19 protein-coding genes and 1 tRNA gene are annotated in these 21695 nt (G+C 60.0%); 9 read left to right on the top strand and 11 right to left on the bottom strand.

Going from position 1 to position 21695, the window contains the following annotated elements; translation table 11 throughout:
• Position 1: 1 nt before the first annotated feature.
• Both QWU44_RS06995 and QWU44_RS06990 read right to left on the bottom strand, forming a co-directional pair.
• On the bottom strand, positions 2-988 hold the full coding sequence (locus QWU44_RS06995; protein ID WP_370914977.1) for a hypothetical protein: 987 nt from the start codon (positions 986-988) through the stop codon (positions 2-4).
• 62 nt (positions 989-1050) lie between these two features.
• Entirely contained in the window at positions 1051-2022 is a 972-nt protein-coding gene (locus QWU44_RS06990; RefSeq protein WP_370914976.1) for a DUF3515 domain-containing protein, read from the bottom strand.
• Between the two features lie 107 nt (positions 2023-2129).
• On the opposite strand from QWU44_RS06990, the gene QWU44_RS06985 reads away from it, so the two are divergent.
• From QWU44_RS06985 to QWU44_RS06970, 4 genes are read left to right on the top strand one after another with little or no spacing between them, the layout of a single operon-like run.
• A complete protein-coding gene (locus tag QWU44_RS06985; RefSeq protein ID WP_370914975.1) occupies positions 2130-3104 on the top strand; it encodes a thiamine-phosphate kinase in 975 nt (324 codons plus the stop codon).
• 13 nt (positions 3105-3117) lie between these two features.
• The gene (locus tag QWU44_RS06980) at positions 3118-3819 is read left to right on the top strand and encodes a uracil-DNA glycosylase (protein WP_370914974.1); all 702 of its coding nucleotides are present in this window, start codon (positions 3118-3120) and stop codon (positions 3817-3819) included.
• An 11-nt stretch (positions 3820-3830) separates the two neighbouring features.
• The gene (locus QWU44_RS06975; protein ID WP_370914973.1) at positions 3831-5492 is read left to right on the top strand and encodes a DAK2 domain-containing protein; all 1662 of its coding nucleotides are present in this window, start codon (positions 3831-3833) and stop codon (positions 5490-5492) included.
• Between the two features lie 4 nt (positions 5493-5496).
• Complete coding sequence (locus tag QWU44_RS06970) at positions 5497-7614, top strand: ATP-dependent DNA helicase RecG (RefSeq protein WP_370914972.1); 2118 nt, start codon at positions 5497-5499, stop codon at positions 7612-7614.
• Positions 7615-7624: 10 nt separating this feature from the next.
• Here QWU44_RS06970 and pflA read toward each other — a convergent pair whose 3' ends face one another.
• The 3 genes from pflA to QWU44_RS06955 all read right to left on the bottom strand — a co-directional run bounded on the left by pflA (position 7625) and on the right by QWU44_RS06955 (position 10956).
• On the bottom strand, positions 7625-8503 hold the full coding sequence (gene pflA / locus QWU44_RS06965) for a pyruvate formate-lyase-activating protein (RefSeq protein WP_370914971.1): 879 nt from the start codon (positions 8501-8503) through the stop codon (positions 7625-7627).
• Positions 8504-8564: 61 nt separating this feature from the next.
• The gene (gene grcA2 / locus QWU44_RS06960) at positions 8565-8816 is read right to left on the bottom strand and encodes an autonomous glycyl radical cofactor GrcA2 (RefSeq protein ID WP_370914970.1); all 252 of its coding nucleotides are present in this window, start codon (positions 8814-8816) and stop codon (positions 8565-8567) included.
• Positions 8817-8856: 40 nt separating this feature from the next.
• Entirely contained in the window at positions 8857-10956 is a 2100-nt protein-coding gene (locus QWU44_RS06955; protein WP_370914969.1) for a pyruvate formate lyase family protein, read from the bottom strand.
• A gap of 494 nt (positions 10957-11450) precedes the next feature.
• On the opposite strand from QWU44_RS06955, the gene QWU44_RS06950 reads away from it, so the two are divergent.
• From QWU44_RS06950 to QWU44_RS06930, 5 genes are all read left to right on the top strand, one after another.
• Positions 11451-11663, top strand: coding sequence for a biotin/lipoyl-containing protein (locus tag QWU44_RS06950; RefSeq protein ID WP_370914968.1), 213 nt, complete (start codon positions 11451-11453; stop codon positions 11661-11663).
• A gap of 1 nt (position 11664) precedes the next feature.
• Complete coding sequence (locus QWU44_RS06945) at positions 11665-12273, top strand: RsmD family RNA methyltransferase (RefSeq protein WP_370914967.1); 609 nt, start codon at positions 11665-11667, stop codon at positions 12271-12273.
• A 3-nt stretch (positions 12274-12276) separates the two neighbouring features.
• A complete protein-coding gene (gene coaD / locus QWU44_RS06940; protein ID WP_370914966.1) occupies positions 12277-12762 on the top strand; it encodes a pantetheine-phosphate adenylyltransferase in 486 nt (161 codons plus the stop codon).
• A gap of 879 nt (positions 12763-13641) precedes the next feature.
• The gene (locus QWU44_RS06935) at positions 13642-14070 is read left to right on the top strand and encodes a CAP domain-containing protein (protein ID WP_370914965.1); all 429 of its coding nucleotides are present in this window, start codon (positions 13642-13644) and stop codon (positions 14068-14070) included.
• Between the two features lie 321 nt (positions 14071-14391).
• Positions 14392-15147 carry a sulfite exporter TauE/SafE family protein gene (locus QWU44_RS06930; protein ID WP_370914964.1) on the top strand — a complete coding sequence of 252 codons (756 nt, stop codon included), beginning with the start codon at positions 14392-14394 and terminating at the stop codon, positions 15145-15147.
• Between the two features lie 341 nt (positions 15148-15488).
• On the opposite strand, the gene QWU44_RS06925 is transcribed toward QWU44_RS06930, so the two are convergent.
• From QWU44_RS06925 to QWU44_RS06900, 6 genes are all read right to left on the bottom strand, one after another.
• Entirely contained in the window at positions 15489-16253 is a 765-nt protein-coding gene (locus tag QWU44_RS06925; protein ID WP_370914963.1) for an amino acid ABC transporter ATP-binding protein, read from the bottom strand.
• A 10-nt stretch (positions 16254-16263) separates the two neighbouring features.
• Positions 16264-17187 (bottom strand): amino acid ABC transporter permease, encoded by a 924-nt coding sequence (locus tag QWU44_RS06920; RefSeq protein WP_370914962.1) that lies wholly within the window; start codon positions 17185-17187, stop codon positions 16264-16266.
• Between the two features lie 56 nt (positions 17188-17243).
• Complete coding sequence (locus tag QWU44_RS06915; RefSeq protein WP_370914961.1) at positions 17244-18161, bottom strand: ABC transporter substrate-binding protein; 918 nt, start codon at positions 18159-18161, stop codon at positions 17244-17246.
• Between the two features lie 53 nt (positions 18162-18214).
• On the bottom strand, positions 18215-19165 hold the full coding sequence (locus tag QWU44_RS06910; RefSeq protein ID WP_370914960.1) for a DUF368 domain-containing protein: 951 nt from the start codon (positions 19163-19165) through the stop codon (positions 18215-18217).
• Between the two features lie 281 nt (positions 19166-19446).
• Positions 19447-20883 (bottom strand): Na+/H+ antiporter family protein, encoded by a 1437-nt coding sequence (locus tag QWU44_RS06905; RefSeq protein ID WP_370914959.1) that lies wholly within the window; start codon positions 20881-20883, stop codon positions 19447-19449.
• Positions 20884-21445: 562 nt separating this feature from the next.
• Positions 21446-21522: transfer RNA gene (locus QWU44_RS06900), tRNA-Leu, on the bottom strand.
• Between the last annotated feature and the right edge of the window lie 173 nt (positions 21523-21695).

Genomic DNA, 21695 nt, shown 5'->3' with positions numbered 1-21695 from the left:
ATCAACAGATGTTTTCCGCGGGTACCGTGACGGTCCACAGTGAGCGCATCGCCGCCCCGCGTCTGGTCTTCGCTTCGAAGGCCTGCATCCCGAGATGGAGCGTGTGAATTCTGTTGTCCTGTGTCGCGCACCACTCCAGCGGTGCCCAGAACGCGAGGTGTGAATAAAGTGGACCAGCCGCTGAATCGTATGTTGGATCTGCCAGTCCCACGATGTCCACGGTCGCCTCATCTCCGACGTGACGTAGCACACTGAATCCCGTAACGGTACCGGCGGGGTCGGTCGCGGTGAACACCGTTGTCGATCTTGCCAGGAACTCATGCCGACGCCGGAGCAGTTCGAGCGCCCTGAGTTCTGTGATGGGGTGCCCGTGTGCTCGTTCCACCGCGTGGAACAGTGGCGCCAGGACATCAGGAGAGGGGGACGCCGGGTCTGTGCCGGGGGTAGCGGATATTCGGACAGGTCCTTTGGCGAACTCTGTGAGTTCAGAACGTACATCCTCCCGTCTTTCGCGGGACTGCAGTGCATCGGCGATATGTGCCTCGACGCCGCCGGGGGTAACACGGACCGTGCAGTCCGCGCCGGCGAGCCGAAGCTGGGAGGCACTGATCCCCAAGGCCCGGATGAGCCTCCCGGAATCGTCTCCCGGAAGGAATGGCCAGGACCAGGCCCCCCGGGAGTCTGGAAACATGTCGACGGCAGCGGATATCAGGTCCGAAATCCGCTCAGCCGAAGTACCGTCTGCAAGGAGCAGACGGGAGGTACATCCTCCCCGCCCACCGAAAACGAGACCTCGGGGATAGTGCGGTGGAGGTTCTGCGGGGCAGTAGTGGGCGATAAGAAAAGTTCCGGCTGCATCCGAGAAATACGCGGGCTCCATGGTGGGGTCATCCGAATCTACGAAGGCACACCACTCCGGGTTTGAATAGACGCCACCGTGGCTGTCGAAACCGGGGAGATCCGGTCGCCCGCTGTGGAGAATGGTCATTGTGGTCCTTCCTCGGAAACGGAACGGTGAAAAGCACGGAACAGCGAAGTCCGGCGCCGGGGTTACTGGGCGCCAGTTTTCCCGGGAATGTTGCGGGTGATGGCATCACCGATGACGACGATCGCGGTGTTCCCCGCAGTCTGTGGCATCGAGACGGCGACATTGGTGGTCCGCCCCAGGGCATACCAGACTCCCGCAGTGGTACCGTTCGCCAACCTGGGATCCTCGAACCAGGCGATGTCGTTGACCTGTTGTACCTGGACACCCGGTTCGTAGGACGGGGAGTCCGCGACGCCGCATCGGAGAACGACGGGTTCCACCCCCGGTGCGATCCACGCTGCTGATCCCGCTGGAAGGCCTGATGCTTTGATACCGGAATCATCGAGCCGGGCGTATCCGGTATCCCCGGCCAGTCGCTCCGGAAGAGAGAGGAGCAGTTTGTCGCAGTCAGTGTCGGATGATCCCGGCGCGAGGTCTGCCAGCGGCGGCGGCGCGGCTTCTTGATTCCTGTGCGGCAGGGACCCGAGTACACCGGACAGTTCCGCGAGGGGATGATCAGTACCGCTGAGGGACTTGTCATCTGCGGTGACGGCGACAACGGGGGAGGTGTCCACGGAAAACCAGGTTCGCAGTGATGAACCGGTGGTTGCATCATCGACTCGGAACCAGTGGGTGCCGTCGACCTCTGTCGGCCTGGAGAGCGTCGTGTACTGCAGCGGTAGCGAGACTCCGCACCGGATGGTGATCCGCGTGGTGGAGTTGGAGCGCCAGGCCGCAGCACCCGGGGGAGCCGGTTCGGTGAGCTCCGCTCGGGGGTGTCCGAGGAGTTCGTCGGGCAGTGTGTCGGTGAGGCGTGCACACTCCGGGGAATCAGCCTCGGGTGAGTCGATCATGCTCATCGAGACAGGCTGGAGGGCGGCGCGCTGATAGACGATCCGGGCGCCGATAAGGGTGCCGATCACCAGTGCCACGGAGAGTCCGAGGGCAATGAACAGTGGAACACGGTTAAATGGAGTGGACTGCTCGGCGGTCATGGAACCCCATCCTAGCCGTCCGGTCGCCTCCAGCCCCTGCTCGTACCCACCACCGAAAAAGAGTGATTGACACCGTGTCCACCGTATATCCCCTCCACTACAGTGGCTTGACCGTTGCCGATATCGGGGAACAGGGGACGATTCGTGCGATTCTCGAGGCAGCACCATCGCACCGGAACGGTGATGATGCCGCTGTTCTCCCGATGCCGAACCCGAACACCCGCACTGTGGTCACCACGGACATGCTCGTTGAGGGACGGCATTTTCGACTCGACTGGTCCTCAGCCGCTGAGATCGGGCAGAAGGCTGTGATACAGAATTTCGCCGATATCGAGGCGATGGGCGCCCGGCCGGTAGCCGTCGTGCTGGCGCTGTCCGCGCCGGACCATACCCCTGTCGAATTCATCACGGAATTGGCCCGAGGCGTCAGTGAACGGGTTTCTGACTACAGTGCGGACTTCGCGGGTGGTGATCTCACCTGTGGAGACCGCCTGGTGGTCAGCATGAGCGCCATCGGACATCTCGGCGGAAGTATGCCTGCGTTGACCCTGGATGCCGCCAGGCCGGGGCAAGCCGTGATCGCCGCCGGACGGATCGGATACTCGGCTGCTGGCCTCGCACTCTTGCGACATTTCGGGAGAGATGACGTCCCCGCCGAGTTCTCCGCGTTGGTCGATGCCCACGTCGCCCCCGCACTTGATCCCGGTAGAGGCGTGATCGCCCGTGCTGCGGGGGCCTCATCGATGACGGACAACTCCGACGGTCTGATCGCCGATCTCACGACTCTCGCCCAGCGCAGTGACGTGGCGATCGATCTGGCCTCGCTCGCCATCGCACCGGACTCTGCGCTCACCGCAGCGGGAGAACTCCTCGGGGAGGATCCGTGGAGATGGATACTCTCCGGTGGTGAGGATCACACCCTCATCGGGACGACATCAAAGGACGCTCCCAGCGGATTCCGGGTGATCGGGGCGGTTCACCGGCACCGCGCGACGTCCTGCCCCGTAGTGAGCGTTGATTCCGAAGCTCCGGCACATAGTGTCGGGTGGGACAGTTTCCCCGGGGTACCACTGGGAACATAGACTTGGTGACGCCATGAGTGACACAGACATTCCCATGCCCCCGTCCACCGATCACAGTGCCCTCCCCGTTGAAGAAGGTTGGCAGCGGGTTCTTTCCCCTGTGGAACCTGCGATCCATCGCATGGGAGACTTTCTCCGCGCGGAGAACGCAGCCGGTCGTGGTTATCTACCCGCGGGTGTCGATGTGCTGAGGGCCTTCACCTACCCCTTTGATGAGGTCAAGGTGCTTATCGTCGGGCAAGATCCGTACCCGACTCCCGGCCATGCCATGGGGCTGTCCTTCTCCACCCAGCCTGGTGTCCGGCCATTGCCGAAGTCACTAGCCAACATCTTCCGGGAGTACTCTGACGACCTCGGGCTACCGATCCCGGAAGACGGTGACCTGACCCCCTGGTCCAGGCAGGGGGTCGCGTTATTCAATCGTGTTTTGACGGTGAGGCCCGGTGCCGCGGCCTCCCACCGTGGTAAGGGATGGGAGGAGATCACCCAAGTGGCGATCACGGCGCTCGCCGAACGAGACCGCCCCCTCGTCGCCATTCTGTGGGGACGTGACGCGCAGAACACGCAGCGTTTCCTCGGGAACACCCCCTGTATATGTTCACCGCACCCGTCGCCACTTTCGGCCCACCGGGGTTTCTTCGGTTCGCGCCCGTTCAGTCGTGCCAACGAGATTCTCGCCGGGCAGGGTGCACAACCCGTGGACTGGCGACTGTAGACTAGTCAACCATGGCCTCTGACGTATCCCTCGACGGAACCGCCCTCCTGTCCTGGGCGGAACGGGCGGTGGATGCGCTGTCCACCCGCAGGGAAGAGATCAACGATCTGAACGTTTTCCCGGTCCCTGACGCGGATACCGGTTCGAACATGACGTACACGATGGAGGCAGCGCTCTCCGAGGCAACGAGGTTGGATGACGGGGAGCAGGACAGCGCACACTCCGTTGCCGCGGCTCTCGCCGCAGGATCGGTTCGTGGCGCGAGGGGGAACTCGGGTGTGGTGCTGAGCCAGGTTCTGAGCGGAATCGCGCAGGCCGCAGCCAGCGGGAGCATCGACGGGAGATGTCTGAAAAACTCCCTCGCGATCGCGGTACGCCTGGTGGACAGAGCAATCACGGAGCCCGTAGAAGGAACCGTCGTCACTGTTCTCCGGGCGACGGCCGTTGCAGCGGCCCAAGCAGGAGAAGGACTCCGGGAGACCGCCACCGCTGCCGTCAGTGCAGCGCGCACCGCACTGATGAAGACTCCGTCCCAGCTCGAAGTTCTGCGCTCGGCCGGAGTCGTCGATGCAGGTGGTGCCGGATTCGTCATCCTCCTGCAGGCGCTGCTCGATGAAATCGAGGGAACAGTCAGGGGAGAAGATGTCGTGGACTCCTTCGGAAGTACCGGAAAACAGAAACATACCCCGGAGCCATCGGGATGCGACAACCGACGGGCAAACAGTCGTGAGCTCGAGGTCATGTGCTTCCTCCGGTTCGCAGAACATATCCGACCAGAGAAGCTCCGGGAAACCCTGTTACCGATGGGGAACAGCCTCATTCTCGCTCCGGTTGCCGCATCTCCGGACGACTCCGTGAATGCGGTCACGGTCCACATTCACACTGATGTACCCGGACCCGTGATCGAGGAATTGTTTCGCGCCGGGGAAGTGAGTGATCTGCGGCTCGAGATACTTCCGGAGACCCCACATGTCGAGACGAGGCGCCGGGCGGTTCTGGCGGTCGCCCCGGAGGGGCCGCTTGCTCAGCTCTACCAGCAGGCTGGTGCGATTGTCGTCACGCCGACGCCGCGAAACATCGATGACGGAGTGGACGGAACTACCGACATCGTCTCCAGGATTCTCGCGGAATTACGTATGCGGGGTATCGGTGAAGTGATTCTGCTTCCGAACGGCCTGCTCACCCGTAGAGAGATGGTCTCCGCGGAATTATCGGCGCATGCGGCGGAACGTACCATGACGATTCTTCCGACGGCCCGCCTCGTCAGTGGTATCGCGGCGCTGGCGGTCCATGATCCGGATCAACCCGTTGCGGTGGATTCCTACGCGATGGCCGAGGCCGCAGGATCCATGCGCACTGCAGTTCTCCAGCGGGCGGAAAAGGCCGCACTCACCGTCGCAGGCCCCTGCGCGCGGGGGGACATCCTGGTAACCAGCGGAAGCGGGATACTTTTCGTCGCTGATGATCTCCAGGCGGCACTTGAACAGACCTGCATCCGACTCCTCGGTCGTGGTGGTGAACTGGTTACTCTGCTGCTCACCGACACTGCCGCCGCAGAACTCGACCTCGCTCGATTCACCGACCACCTTGATGGAGTCAGTAACGGTGATATTGAGGTGATGGTCTACCCCGCGGAGGGGCTCGACCACCTGGCCGAGGTTGGGGTGGAGTAAAGAGATGCTCGGCTGGCGGGATCCCCGGAGAATAGATGGCCTCGTCCCCAAGACGGTCGCGGGATCGCTGGAGAAGGCGTTCGGATACACTACCGTCGATGAACTTCTCCTGCATTTTCCCCGCGCCTGGTCGCATCATGGTGCGGGGGTGAATGTCGATGATTCTGAAGTCGGTGACACCGTCACCTGCGTCGGCACCGTGATCTCCGCGAAAACCGGGTACACATCCACCGGGAAACAGATGCACCGGATTATGATCAGTGATGGATCGAACGCACTCTCAGCCACATTCTTCCAGGCGAAACTACCGGCCCGTCAGCTCAAGACCGGGGTCCGGGCGATGTTCTCCGGCAAACTCCGGATCTACCGGGGACAGGCCGAAATCTCTCATCCGGCGTACGTCATCCTCCCCGAGCCAGGACGAAAACAGTTCGCCACGGGTTCCCTGCGCACCCTCGGAGAATTCGGTTCCCCGGAGGAACTGGAAGAACTGCTGTCCCAGCTTGAGTACCTCGCAGTCTATCCAGCGAGGAAAGGGGCGACCAGTTGGGCGCTGCTCGGTGCGGTGAATGCGGTACTGACACAGACCCCCCCGATCCCCGAGCCACTCGATGCCGTTCCAGAGGGGATGGTTGGTTTTGACGAAGCGGTCCGGGGGATTCACCAGCCTGACGACCGCGGACCCGAACCGTTCATCGAGCGTCTCAAGTACAATGAGGCTCTGTCACTCGCACTCGTCATGGCGCTTCGCCGTGCTGATGTCTCTGCCAGGATAGCCCCAGCGTGCCCCGAACACGCGGAAGGCCAGCAGGCTTCGATGCTGGCGAATCTGCCCTTCCCACTCACAGAAGGGCAGCAGGCGGTCAATTCCGTTATCTCCGCCGAACTTTCTGCTCCCGTACCGATGAGTAGGCTGCTGCAGGGCGAGGTTGGCTCAGGTAAAACAATCGTCGCATTGCTGGCAATGCTCCAGGTCGTCGATTCCGGTAAACAGTGTGCTCTGCTTGCCCCGACCGAGGTGCTCGCTATCCAGCATGCGAGGAGTATCACCACGACGCTCATGGAAGCCGGTGTCCCCGCCACCGTGACGGTCCTGACGGGATCGATGCCCACGGCACGACGTCGGCAGGCATTGCTTGATATTGTCTCCGGGCAGACCGACATCGTCGTCGGTACCCATGCCCTGATCCAGGATACCGTCGAGTTTTTTGACCTCGGACTCGTCATTGTCGACGAACAGCACCGCTTCGGCGTCGAACAGCGGGACCGGTTGCGCGTCGTGGGAAGAGACGGGATCACCCCGCACCTTCTCGTCATGACGGCGACTCCCATTCCCCGGACCATTGCGATGACCGCGTTCGGTGACCTCATGGTGTCAACCCTCCGCGAACTCCCCGGTGGTAGACGCCCGATCAGCAGCGCTGTGGTTCCCGGTGCCAAGCCTGCGTGGGTGAATCGGGCGTGGGAGCGCATCCGCGAGGAAGTGGCGGCAGGCCATCAGGCGTTCGTCGTATGTCCTCGTATTGACGGAGAGGGTGGGGTGACCGAGACCTTCGAGACCCTCAGCACACAGATCTTCCCTGAGCTCACCGTTGGTTTGCTTCACGGACGGATGCATCCCGAGGACAAGGATGAGGTCATGTCCGACTTCGCTGCCGGCGGCATCGATGTTCTCGTATCCACCACTGTCATCGAGGTGGGTATCGACGTACCCAATGCCACCGTCATGTATATCCGGGAGTCGGAAAACTTCGGTGTGAGCCAATTGCATCAGCTCCGGGGTCGTGTCGGACGCGGTGGTCACGCCTCACTGTGCCTTCTGCACACCGACCAACCTGAAGACTCACGCTCATTCGCGAGGATCACTGCGGTTGCGGCAACGTCGGACGGTTTCCGGCTAGCCGAACTCGATCTGCGCTCACGGCAGGAAGGAGATGTCCTGGGTACAGCGCAGTCCGGTGGCCGCCGTCGTGTCCAGTTCCTCGACCTGATTGACGACGCCCCGGTGATCGAACGCGCGTCGCGGGATGCCGCTGCCCTCGTCGAGAGGAATCGGGAACTCGCGGAGCAATTGGTCAGTGACGTGGAGGTCGAGGAACAGGAGTTCATCGATAAGACGTAGGAACCGAACCTTAGTACACGGTCAGACCACGTGATCGGAAACGGTTGCGTACCGCCTCCGTGGCCTCCGGGGAGGGAGGCTTGGTGTCCTCCAGGGTGTAGTGCATGCCCAGTTCGTGCCATTTGTCCCGGCCCATGTTGTGGAACGGCAGCACCTCAACCCGCTCGACGCTGTCTTTCCACCGGGAGACGATGTCACAGACCTTCTCCACGTTCTCCGAATCATCGGTCAATCCGGGGACCAGGACGAACCGGATCCAGATCTTCTTACCCGCGGCCGTGAGGCGATCACCGAAATCGATCGTCGGCTGCAGTTCGCGGCCGGTCACTCGACGATACGTGTCCGGATCGCCGGATTTCACGTCGAGGAGAAACAGGTCAATCGAATCCAGGTCTGCATCCGTCAATCGGGAACCGAGGTACCCGGACGTGTCCACAGCGACATGGATCCCGGCGTCGTGGACGGCGGTGAATACGCGCCGTGCGAACGCGATCTGGAACAGCGGTTCACCGCCTGAAATTGTAAGTCCACCTCCGGATGCGCGGAAAACTCCCCGGTAGCGTTTCACCTTGGCAATAATGTCGTCCGCTGTTTCCAGGGTTCCGGTTCGCATCTCCATCGTGTCCGGATTGTGGCAATACTGGCAGCGCAACGGACATCCGGAGAGGAATAGCGTCATTCGGGTTCCGGGACCGTCGACAGCGGTTACCAGCTCCCAGGAGTGGACCAGGCCGATGTCACCGGTACGCCGGGCCGCTAACAGTTTTCTGCGGCCTTCGGCGTCATCGGGGAGTACGGAGTGAGCACCACCGATGCCCTCGGCGGTTCCCCGCACCTTCGGTCCCTCCGAGGGGGCGATGATGACTGGGGAGTTGATGCCGTCAGACATGGTGGTGCAGCTCCTTTGCGGTACTTCCGTTCTTTATCGGGTGATGATCCCGGTGGCGGTGTCAGGCACCCTCATGGAACGTACGTGAGATGACGTCGAGTTGCTGTTCCTTCGTCAGTTTCACGAAGTTCACGGCATAGCCCGACACCCGTACCGTCAGGTTCGGGTACTTATCGGGGTTCTCCACCGCGTCCTCGAGAGTCGAACGGTCGAGGACGTTGATGTTCGCGTGGTAGAGACCGGAACCGGAGTGGGTGGCGGCGCGGTTCGCCTTCATATCTGCGAGACGCTCGTCGAAGGAAAGAGAGGACATGATTGTGGTGCTCCTTTACAGTTGTGGCGGGTGAGAGGGGTCAGTCGGTCTCGTCGATGTAGAAACCGGCGTCGAGAACACCCACGAGGTTGCGGATTCTCTCGTCCGGGGTACGGCCGAGGCCGGACGGGGTGATGGTGTTGGTCAGCGAGATGCCGTCCAGGGCGTCGTTGTAATCGAGCTTGCCCACCGACAGCATCGAGGCGACCATGCCGTGCGAGTCGAGTGCGTTTTCGGGGTTCGCGCCCGGGGCGAACGGTGTACCGGCCTTGTGTCCTGAAGGGAAAGACCCGGTGGCCTTGCCGTAGACGACGTTTGAGGTGATGGTCAGCACTGACTGGGTCGGAATGGCGTCCCGGTACATCGGGATCTCCTTGATCTTCGCCATCACGGTGTGCACGATCGTTGCCGCGATGTCGTCGGCCCGATCGTCGTCGTTGCCGTAGATGGGGAAGTCGCCCTCGGTGCGGTAGTCGACGATCAACCCGGTCTCGTCGCGGACGGGGTAGACCTTCGCATACCTGATCGCGGAGAGAGAGTCCGCAACGATAGACAGACCGGCGATGCCGCAGCCCATCGTGCGCTGGATATCCGAATCGTGGAGCGCCATCTCCACCGCCTCGTAGGCGTAGCGGTCGTGGCAGTAGTGGATGATGTTCAGGGCCTCGACATAGGTGCCGATCACCCAGTCCAGCATGTCCTCATATTTGTGCCACACCTCGTCGAAATCGAGCGGGCCATCGCCCTCGACGGGGGTGAATCCCTCGACGACCTGCTTGCCGGAGACCTCGTCGCGTCCGCCGTTCATGGCGTAGAGCAGGGCCTTGGCCGCGTTGACACGCGCACCGAAGAACTGCATCTGCTTGCCGACGGCCATGGGGGAGACGCAGCAGGCGATCGCCGCATCATCACCCCAGTGGGACCGGATCTGTTGGTCCGACTCGTACTGGATGGATGAGGTCTCGATGGAGATCGCGGCGCAGAACTCCTTGTATCCCTCGGGCAGTGCCGGATCCCAGAACACCGTTATGTTCGGTTCGGGGGCCGGGCCGAGGTTTCGGAGGGTCTGGAGCAGACGGAAGCCTGTCTTAGTCACCAACGGGCGTCCGTCCTCGCCGAATCCAGCGTCTGACCAGGTAGCCCAGTAGGGGTCGCCGGAGAAGATCTGGTCGTAGTCGATGGTGCGCAAGAAACGGACGATCCGGAGCTTCAGGACCAGTTGGTCGATGATCTCCTGGGCATCCTCCTCAGTTATTCGGCCTGCGGCGAGGTCACGTTCGAAGTAGATGTCGAAGAACGGGGACAGACGGCCGAAGGACATGGCGGCGCCATCCTGACTCTTCACCGAGGCGAGGTAGCCGAAGTAGGTCCACTGCACAGCCTCCTGTGCGGTGGTCGCCGGGTGCGAGATGTCGAAGCCGTAGTCGGCCGCCATCTTCTTCAGTTTCTTCAGGGCCTTGATCTGCTCGGAGTGCTCCTCCCGATAGCGGCACCAGTGTTCACTGAATGGGTTCGAGCCGACCGCGTGCTTCGCGGCCTCCTTGTCCTCGATGAGACGGTCGACGCCGTAGAGAGCGACACGGCGGTAGTCACCGATGATACGGCCACGGCCGTAGGCGTCGGGAAGTCCGGTGACGATATGGGAGGAACGGGCGGCACGGATTCTCGGGGTGTAGATCTCGAAGACGGCATCGTTGTGGGTCTTCCGGTAGCGGGTGAAGATCTCCTTGATACGCTCATCGGGTTCCTTTCCCGCCTCACGGATCGCCTGTTCGACCATTCGCCAGCCGCCATTGGGCATCATCGCACGCTTCAGGGGAACATCTGTCTGAAGCCCAACGATGACGTCATCGTCATCCGAGATGTACCCGGCGGGGAAAGCGTCGATGTCGGCGGGAGTACGTGTATCGACGTCGTAGACCCTGCGCTTGCGTTCTTCCGAGAGGTACTCTTTTTCCAGGGTCTCCCAGACCCGTAGGGTCTTGGCAGTCGGGCCGGAGAGGAAGGCCGCGTCACCGGTGTAAGGGGTGTAGTTCCGCTGGACGAAGTCGCGGACGTCGATGTGGTCGCACCAGCGGCCGGGCTCGAATCCCTCCCACGAGGAGTCAGTGCCGGTGGGTGCGGGGGCGAAGGTGGTCACGATTTTCTCAGACCTTTCCATGACAGGTGAAAGCTGTACTGTGCGTCAGTTGCGCGGACGAGCTTCACCGGTGCTTTTCGGAGGTTCGCATCATTGCGTCGTGCGACCTCGAAAACGGTGTGGAGCATGCCCCAGGGGAGATGAATCAGGTTCCATGGTCGCTGAACGGTGTGCTCATCGCGTTTCCGGTATCGACGCTACGCCAACTGTTGCACCCCGGCGGGTGACCGGGACCCGGTGGATTAGGGAAAAGCGTAACTTTGTAGAAAACACGCAGGTGGTTGCGCATTTTACAAGGTCCCGAGATAGAAAATCTGATGTCATGTGGTCATCATCACCAGTAGCATACCCCCATTCAGTGGGGTGATTGTTACCTAAGTCACTTCATGGGAGATGTCGTGTGACGCTGCTGGATCGTTGGGCGGTATTCTCCGTGTCAATTGATTCAGGGGGTCTGGCCGGGTGATGGTGTAGTCCTGCGTTAGAGTTGTGGAATGAGAATATGCGCACCGTTTGCCGGTATCGTCCGCTACAGAGTGCGTGAAGGCGAATGCGTCGAGACGGGGTGCGTTCTTGCGGTCGTTGAGACCGTTAAACTGGAGTCTGCCGTTATTGCCCCCGGTCCGGGGGTGGTCGGAGTCCTTGGTTTCGTCGATTATGCGGACGTGACCGGTGGGGATCTGTTGCTTGAACTGGAGGAGAACTGACATGGGTCTTACCCGCATCATTTCCGGAGAGGCCCGGGGGCGTAAAATCAAGGTTCCGCCAACCGGAACGAGGCCGACCAGTGACCGCGCACGTGAGGGACTCTTCTCATCGTTGCAAGTGCGGTTCGGTTTTGCGGGGCGACATGTTCTCGACCTCTTCGCGGGATCTGGGGCGCTCGGACTTGAGGCGGCGTCCCGTGGTGCTGAAGAGGTGGTTCTCGTGGAGAATAATCGCGTGGCCGCGGATATCATCCGGCATAACGCAACGGTTGTCGGGCATCCCGGTGTCACAGTGGCTGAAATGAAGGCATCTGTTTATGTCGCGGGTGCGCCTCGTGGATACTTTGACATGGTTCTTGCGGATCCTCCGTATGAACTTGCCGATGAGGCCGTTGAGGAGATGTTGATTGCGCTGATCCCCGCGCTTGTGGACGGCGCAGCCGTTGTGGTGGAACGTCATGTCGACTCTCCGGAAACGGCGTGGCCCGTTTGTTACGTACCCACGACCCAGAAGCTCAAGAAACGTACCTACGGTCGGGCCCGAATGGATATGGCGGTTTTTCACGCCGACCTGGTTCCGGAACCGACGGCAGACCGCCTGGGGGAGTAGATCATGCGCGTTGTCTGCCCTGGTTCCTTTGATCCTGTGACGATGGGGCATCTGGATATATTCCGGCGTGCCGCAGCTCAGTTTGGGGAGGTAACCGTTCTTGTCACGATGAACCCGAAAAAACAGGGCCTGTTCACGATGGAGGAGCGGGTGGTGTTCATCGAGCAGGCGGTTGTCGGGATTCCAGGGATTACTGTTGACACATGGTCCGGTCTGCTTGTCGATTACACCACCCGGCATCAGGTGACTGCTTTGGTGAAGGGTCTGCGTTCCGGTATTGACTATGAGTATGAGCTGCCAATGGCGCAGATCAATCGCAGGCTTTCCGGTGTGGACACCTTTTTTCTGCTTACGGACCCGAAGTACGGCTACATCTCCTCGACTCTCTGCAAGGAGGTTGCGAGGCATGGGGGAGATGTTTCAGGATTGCTGCCACCGGATGTGGTGGCGGCAATCACGGAGAAATTTGCTGCCGTGCGTGATTCCTAAGTGTCGACGGTGCTGGGCCTCGGTGTGTGGTGGGAATGTTATTGCGAGTGCTCCTTCCGGTAATTTTATTCACGATCTGTGAAGCTCTGGCCGTATCGTTTTTTCCTTGTATGTAAAGACGGCGTTGCTCTCGGTCGGGAATTCTTCATGGCGGATCTGATATGACGTGCCGGGTCGATCCATTCCGGATGCTGGGGGTGGGAGGTCTCCCTATTGGGGGGTGGTGGGGTGATTGGCTGTTCTTGCGGGGTGTGGGGGAGCTTGATTGCCTCGCCGGGTGCCTGTATTTCCTGATCAACGGAATCTGTCATGGGATACGGCATTCGGGATGTGGCTGTTCCGATTGTCGGGGTGGGGCGTGATGGTGACGCCTGGGGAGTCGACATGTGTTGGGTAGCACATGTTTGACGGGGGTGGCGGTGGGCTTTTGGGTGGAGTTCTCCGATTGGCGGGTCCCGCTCTTTATGGGGCGAGATTTTGGTAGGGGGAGTGGGAGGCGGCCCCCTGGCCGGGGTGTGCCGACGGGAGTGTGGGAAATCCTTTATCTGTATGGCTGATGTAGTGTTGATTTCGAAACCATATGGTTTTGAAAAACAAACAACATGCCAGTGTGAACGATGTTCTGCCCGTGCTTCACCGTCGTGGAACTACTGAGATCCTCAGGAGAATCGGAAAATGCGAAACACCGTACGAAAAACAATGACTGCCTTAATTATAGGTGCCGGAGTCCTTCTGGGTGCCGTTAGCCCCGCCGGGGCAAGTCCTAGTCCGGTCCTGGATCCCGTGGGGGCAGTGCGTGTTGCTCTGGAGAATGCTGGGTTCACGAATTCATTCTCAGGAGGTCCCGTTAAAACGCCCCCGATGCCTCCGACTGGGCCGATGCCTTCGAATCCGTTGCCCTCTGGGCCCGGTGACTGGAATAATCTGGACTGGCAGCGTGCAAAACTGGTGGAGGAGATCAATCGCACCCGGATCCATGATGGACAACGCCCGGTGATCTGGGCACAGGCGCACAATGGGGGAGCACAGAACTGGGCGGAGGTCAATGCCGCTGCAGGCAGGCTCCATCATGCGTCAAGCGGATTTGATGGGGAGATCATCGTGATGCTCCATCAGCTCAACGATACAACCGCAGCACGGATGGTGGACCTCTGGAACCACTCACGGGGCCATCACAAGATTATGCATGACAACGCCTACGCTTACGTGACCGTCGGGATCACCCAGGACAACAGAACCGGTGCGATCTACGGAGTGGCCCGGTTCTTCCGGCCGAACTCGAGTTGGATCTCCCACCCAGCAGGATAGATACTTGCGCGACCAGGTCGATACACACTATCCGGATGCGGGAACGCGATAAAGCATATCTTTCTGGTCTAATTGGATTCCCATGGAGCGGACTGGAGGAGTTTTCGCGATCCTGGCTCCTATGGAAGAGGCGGTCTAGGGCTTTATCAAGGTGTCCAGTTAAACAGTTTCTTCGTCAGGAGAAGCTCAGGTATGGATCGTTCACCGGTTCAGATCAGGTGACTGCGCCCGCGAAGGCCGAGAATAAAGAGGTGATCTATTCTCGGTGCGGGATGTGAAATGTGATTCACCGAATCATGGTGAGCGGTGTACGCTCCCCCTATGTCTGTGCTATCAACCGTGCTGATCACGGTGGTCATCGTCATATTGGGGTCCTGCCTGCAGCGTATCTCGGGAATGGGATTTGGTCTCCTCGTCGTCCCGGTCCTCGCGATACTCCTGGGCCCGGCGGACGGTGTTCTCGTCGTGAACGCGCTTGCTGCGGTGAACGCTGCATTGACCACCTGGACGGTTCGAGAGTACGTTGACTGGCGGAAAGTCAGGCTGCTGGCGTTTCCCCTGTTCATTGGTGCCATTCCTGGAGTATTTCTCATCCGTGCGATCAACGCGGCACCGTTGCAGATCATCGTCGGTGTCCTCCTCCTCGTTGCACTCGCGGTTGTCCTCGGTGGACGGCGCCACATTCCGCACATCTCGGGCAACGGTAGCTTGTTCAGCGCGGGGGTTATTGCCGGGTTCATGAACACCCTGGCGGGTGCAGCGGGTCCTGCGGTCACTGTCTACGCGCAGGCCGCACGGTGGCCGCACCAGATGCTTGCCGCTACGCTGCAACCGATCTTCGTGATCTCGGGCGGGTTGTCCTTCATCCTGAAGATCCTTCTTGGAGCGAGTTCCGTCACCGCCGTACCCCCCGCCCTCTGGCCCGTCGCTTTCGTGGGTATGCTCGTCGGCATCTTCAGCGGAACCATGCTGTCGCGTGTTATACCAAGGGAAATCGCGCGTAGGACCGCGTTATCTGTCGCGGGGCTCGGAGGGATCACCGCGATCACTCAGGGGATCGTCTCCCTTGCTTACTGAGAAACGGCGAAATGCCGTCACGGTGTGGTCTTCCCGTGATGTGAGAGAGTGATGTTATGGCGCAGGTCACTACGAGATGATGATTGACCTTCTGTGTACAGGCGAAGATCTACCAAGTAGTGCGGTTACTGCACCATGTGTGTCCCGGAGCTGTGGAGCCGGGCTCATACTGGGCGGAGACGGACTGGTCCGGTGTATCCAACTAATAACGATGTTGTCCGCGACGAGGTGCACGAAGGAGGAATGGTAGCCGGTCGGCGTCATGGGTATACGTTGTTGTGCTGTGCTTTCCTCATGACTGTCACCCAGTCCCGGCCACCTGCTGACGCGGTACGAAACTCTCACAGGATTGAGGAGAGGAACTCCTGGGTCCGTGCGTGTTGCGGTGCTGAGATCACCTGTGAGGGCGGACCCGCCTCGACGACGACACCGGCATCCATGAACGCGACCTGGTCGGCGACCTCACGGGCGAACCCGATCTCGTGTGTCACGACGAGCATAGTCATGCCATTGGCCGCGAGCTGTTTCATGACACCGAGAACCTCACCGACGAGCTCAGGATCCAGCGCGGAGGTCGGCTCGTCGAAAAGCATCAACTTCGGGTCCATCGCCACAGCGCGGGCGATAGCGACACGCTGCTGCTGACCACCGGACAACTGAACCGGATAGGCGTCGGCCTTGTGGACGAGACCCACCTGATCCAACAGTTCCAGGGCCTTCTTCCGAGCTTGGGCTGCGGGTACACGCTTGACCTGGATAGGCGCCTCGATGATGTTCTCGATGACGGTGCGGTGGGGGAAGAGATTGAAACTCTGGAAGACCATTCCGATGCCCGCGCGTTGCCGCGCAGCCTCTTTCTCGGAGATCTCGTGAAGTACGCCATCGCGCTCGCGGTATCCGATCAGTTCCCCGTCAACATAGAGACGTCCCGCGTTGAATTTCTCTAGATGGTTGACGCAGCGCAGCATCGTTGATTTGCCGGAGCCGGAAGGGCCTATGAGACAGGTCACGGAACCCCGCGGTACCTGGAGATCAATCCCTTTGAGTACCTGGAGCTGTCCGAAGCTCTTGCATACCTGCTGTGCGTCGATCATGAGGTCAGTCATGGGGCATGTCCTACTTCGTGGTGGGGGAGACGGTGATGTTACTGGGCGGGACGCCTTCGGCGTCGGCGAGTGCTGCAAGCTGACGGGATGACAGTTCACGGGATGATCCTCGAGCGAAGTACCTCTCGAGATAGTATTGGCCGACCATAAGGATAGAGGTTATGACGAGATACCAGGTCGCCGCGACCATCAGCATGGGTACGGGCTGGAAGAGACTGTTCGCGATGTCCATGGAGCGGCCGAAGAGTTCAAGGGAATAAGGCACCGCGATGACGAGTGAGGTGGTCTTCAGCATGGAGATCAGTTCATTGCCCGTCGGGGGGATGATGATCCGCATCGCCTGGGGGAGAATCGTCCTTCGGATGGTCTGCCACCAGCTCATCCCAAGCGCCTTGGACGCCTCGGTTTGTCCTTCTGGAATAGCTTGGATACCTGCGCGGACGATTTCCGCCATATACGCGGACTCATTGAGGCCGAGCCCGATTACGGCGAGGAAAAAGGTGTTCTGTAGTAGTGTAGCGACGTCGATTTCAGCGATGCCGACGTTGATGGACTGGTACAGGGTTCCCAACAGTCCCCAGAAAACAAGCTGCACGTAGACCGGAGTTCCCCGGAACACCCAGAGGTAAACCCAAGAAATTGAACGCATGACTGGGTTAGGTGACATCCGGAGGACAGCCATGAATGCTCCGAGCACGACACCAATGATCATCGCAAGAATTGTCAGCAGAATGGTGCGGCCCGCAGCGGTCAGAATACGGGTGTCAAAGACATAACTACGGTAGACGTCCCAGGAGAACGCCTCATTGGTGGCTACCGAGTAGATGACGCCTGCAGCGATCAACAGTAGTAGCACTGATGCGATCCATCGGCCGGGATGACGCAGTTGTTTCGCCTCGATCGGTTTCGGTGTCGTGGCGGTGGTGTGTGACATGGATATCCTCTGTATCTGGGGCAGGAACGTGTGGAGGGACGGGAACGGAATCTGAATTAAGGCGAGTACGGCTCACCGTTGATCTGCGCGGTGTCGATGAGTCCCTTTTGAATACCCCAAAATCCGAGTATTCGTTCGTAGTCTCCTGAGTTGATCAGGTGTTGGAGAGCGGCAGCGAGCGCAGGACCGAGAGGTGATTCCTTGGGGACCGGCCAGCCGTATGGTGAGGCATCGAAGAGCTCGCCGGTGGGTTTGATTCTCCCGTCGGAACGGGCGGCGGCGAATGCGGCTACCGGAGAGTCGCTCGACATCGCGTCCGCTCTACCGAGGACGAGTGCTGTTGCCGCACCATCGGAAGAATCGTAGGCAAGCTTGGTGATCGGAGGAAGACCTGCCTCTGTACAGGCCTTTGATTTTGGATTCACGTCATCGGTTTCACTGACGGTGTTCCGCTGGACGGCGACCGTCAAGCCGCAGGCATTGTCAGGATCGACAGGATGTCCGGTCTGAGCTGTCCACTGAATGCCCGCGTACAGATAGTCAACGAAGTCGTAGCTCTGTCGGCGTTCCTCGTTGTCGGTGAAGCTGGATGCCCCGAAATCGACAGTACCGGCGCTGACGGAAGGGAGGATCAGGGCAAAATCCTGGTCGGCGATCTCAAGCTCAAGCCCCAGCACATGTGCGACGGCGCGGGCGAGATCGATGTCGAATCCGATGATGTTCCCGTCGGAGTCCTTGAACTCCGCTGGAGCATAAGGGACGTTGGTGCCGACGGTGATCGTGCCTTTTTCGGCAATATCGGGCGGAACCAACGCCGCGATCTCAGGCACAGCGGCAATCTCGAGTTCTTGCCAACCCTCGGGGTGGCCGGTCTCTTCATTGGTCACGCAGGCGGTGAGCGCGAGTGCCGACACCGTGAGCACCGCAGTGAGGCGCTTCCGGGTACGGCCAAAGCGGATCAGATAAGAAAGCATGAAGCAATTCTAACTTACAGTTAACGATTGCTTTAGTTCCGCTCGTTATCCATTCAACGCTGCTTCTGCAGAGCCTTCACCTGTTTGGTACGTCTCTGCGTCATTTCTTCGGTCCAGAGGGTGCCGATGACTGCGGTCGCACCGATGGCGATGCACAGGATTAGCAACGCCACGTTGCCGGAAGGCGCGAGAAGGTCAGCGTCTGCGGTCTGCCAGGGCCAGAGCGCCCGCAGTGAACCCAGCATGAGACCGCCCATTGTGATCAGAGTGAGTGTGCGATGGCGGTGCATCAGGTGCCCGAGGAGCCGGATGAACAGGATAATTCCGGTACCGGCTCCGGCGACGAAAACCAATATCACAGTCAGATTCCGGTCGTGGACAGCGCCGAGAACGAAACCATAGAGACCGAGAGCCAGTAACAGGAAGGACCCGGAGACACCGGGAAGAACGAGGGCGCAGACAGCGAAAGCCGCTGCTACGAAGACGAAGGGGAGTGCCGGATCAGTGTTCTCCGCTGCAGTGAGCCCCGTGAGGAAAAAGGTGCCGACGGCTGCCGCGATAAACAGCATGACCGCCGGAATGGTCTTGGTTTGCAGATCGCGACGATCCACCATACGCAGAGGGACCATGATCGATGCAGCGACCATTCCGAGGAAAAGGGCTCTGGAGATCTGTGGTTGATTTTCCACGAAGCTCTTCATCACCCCGGCGAGAGCGAAAACGGTCAGGAGCATGCCGATCCCCACGGGGAGGATCAACCCCCAGTCGACGGCATGCGCATTCTTCCGGACATTTTCCCGGTCTGTGACCAGGGATTTGGCCAGCGTGATGAGATCGTTTCCGGCGTCGAGCGCCCGTTCGTAGACTCCCACGACGAGTGCGATCGTACCCCCTGAAATGCCCGGGACGAGCTCTGCCAGGGCAATCAGGCCACCTCGGATGACATTGAGGAGGATTTCAGCGGCACCGGTCCCGGTGCGTGCGGAGGAGTGAGACTGGCTCATGGTTGCGGCGCTTCCTTCGGGTTTGAACGTTCGTGCGATTCTGGCTCCGGCGTGCCGGTGTCCGGGGAAAGCGTACACGCGTTTTCTGAGCTTTCCATCAGGGATACCGACAACTGATCGGGGTACTCCACGAAAAAGCTAACCCGAGAGAGCGCCTGCCTGTCCGCCGCGCACGGGAATCGATGTGAGCCGACCGCTTCTCTGTCCACGGTGATCGGACGTGGTTGGCCGATGGTGGAAGAGAAGACGACAACCGCAGCCTGCGGCGTGCAGGAAAATGGCTACAGAACCATTGCCGCGACCCACCCTGCGGCGAGGAGCGGGAGGTTGTAGTGGATGAAGGTGGGGATGACTGTGTCGCGGATGTGGTCGTGTTGGCCGTCGGCGTTCAGACCGGAGGTGGGCCCGAGGGTGGAGTCTGAGGCCGGTGAACCGGCATCACCCAGAGCACCTGCGGTGCCGATGATGGAGATCGTCGCCAGGGGAGAAAATCCCATCGACATGCACAACGGGACGTAAATCGCGGTGATGATCGGCAACGTGGAGAACGATGATCCGATACCCATCGTCACCACGAGACCGACGAAGAGAATTGCCAGGGCAGCAGCGGGACGGTTGCCCCCGAACAGATCAGCCGCCGACTTCACGAGTTCAGGAATGTCCCCCGTCGCCGTCATGACCGCAGCGAAGCCCTGGGCGGTGATCATGATGAAACCGATCAGTGCCATCATGCGCATACCAGCCGTGAAGACATCGTCTGCTTCATTCCACTTGACGGCGCCGGAGGCCATGAAGATCGCGAGACCCACCAGCGCACCTGTCAGCAACGAATCAGCGTCTATCGCCAGTGCGTTGATGACAAGCTGAATACTGAAACAAGCCAGGATTGCCACAATGGACACGATGATCTTGTAACGGGAGATATCGTCACTTCCGGAGGTGACATTCGCCTCCGATACAGATCCTCCGGAGGTTCTCTGCACGGAGGCTCCACCGACTACATCGGCCAGCGGGATGTCCCGGTAGACCCGACGTTTGCGGTACGAGATGAACACCGCGATCAGGAGTCCGGAGACCATGCCGAGCGCCGGAATCCACATCGCGCTCATGACACTGATACCGGTTGTATCTAATCCGGCTTCACTGATGTTGCCCATCAGAATGTTCTCGAGATAAATGCGCCCGAAACCGATAGGCAGGAACATGTAGGTGGTGACCAGTCCGAAGGTCAGCACACAGGCAACCAGCCGACGGTCCATCTGGAGAGTGTTCATGACCCGCAGCAGCGGCGGAATCAGCAACGGGATGAAGGCGATGTGCACGGGGATCAGATTCTGACTCATCACCGCCATGGCGAGGATCCCGCCGATCAACCCATATTCGGTGATGGTCGTCGCACGTCGTTGTGCAGCAGTCGGCTCGGTACCGGAGTCTGTTGCAGTATGGCCCCCGGATATTCGGGCCACCATCCACCGGGCCAACAACCGGGGTAACCCGGCATTGGCCACTGCCATGGCGAATGCGCCCAGGAGAGCATACGACAGCGCAATCGTTGCACCACCGCCCAACCCGTCCTGGAAAGCGACCATCGTTCCGGTGAAGCCCAGACCGCCGAGCAACCCGCCGAGTACCGCGCCGATCAACAACGCAAGCACCACGTGGACACGTAACACAGCCAACAGGAGCACCAGTATGACCGCGATAAGCACAGAGTTCATGAGGACATCTTAAGTATCGGTGAACATGTACTTCATCATTGCCCCAGATTTATCCCACCTCCATGCAACGATGAAATAGTTGTGAAGTCTCAATCTTGTCCCCGCGCCACAGCGATTCGGAAGTAACTTCGCAGTTCACAGGGGATTTCCGGTGATACAGTCGCGCGCAACGAACGAAGTCTGCGCATTTTCGGATAGCTGGGAAACCACCCCCGGGGGCCTGTTCTGGGGCATCGGGCCGGGACACGAACGATGCGACATTCAGAAGTCGTGCGGTAACACCACATCCGTCACCTGCTGTGGCGGAGAACGGGGGTATTCAGCTCAGGACCTGAAGTGCCGGACCGCGGCGTATGCCTGAGTTCTACCGTCTGCGGGTGTCTGGCGGATGACAGTGGAGGTACTCCAGAAGCGTTATCTCCGATGTTCGCCGGATATGTTCCGTTCTTACCTCGGTTGGAGTGATCAGGTGAAGATCGACCACCGACATCCGGTGGTGTATGGAATGAAAAAAAGACGCCACTTTAAATGCGAGTGGCGTCTATTCGGTGCTGTTATCTCATGGTGCCCCCGGTGAGACTCGAACTCACACTGGACGGGTTTTGAATCCGTTGCCTCTGCCAATTGGGCTACGGGGGCGTACGTGATGATGATAGACGATGATACCTGATCACCTGGCCACTACCCGAATGGCCTGGGTAGTGGCCTCCGATGAGGCTCTGTTCCGCGTCGTCGGCCGGCGTCGGGGTGCCTAGTGGTCGGGGGTAGGCAGTACACTCGGGTGTCGTGAGTGCCTCTGTAGACAAGTCCCG

The organism is Corynebacterium sp. CCM 9203 (genome assembly GCF_041357675.1).
Lineage (GTDB): Bacteria > Actinomycetota > Actinomycetes > Mycobacteriales > Mycobacteriaceae > Corynebacterium.
The sequence above is the reverse complement of the archived record's forward strand: the minus strand, read 5'-3'. Positions and strand labels throughout refer to the sequence as shown.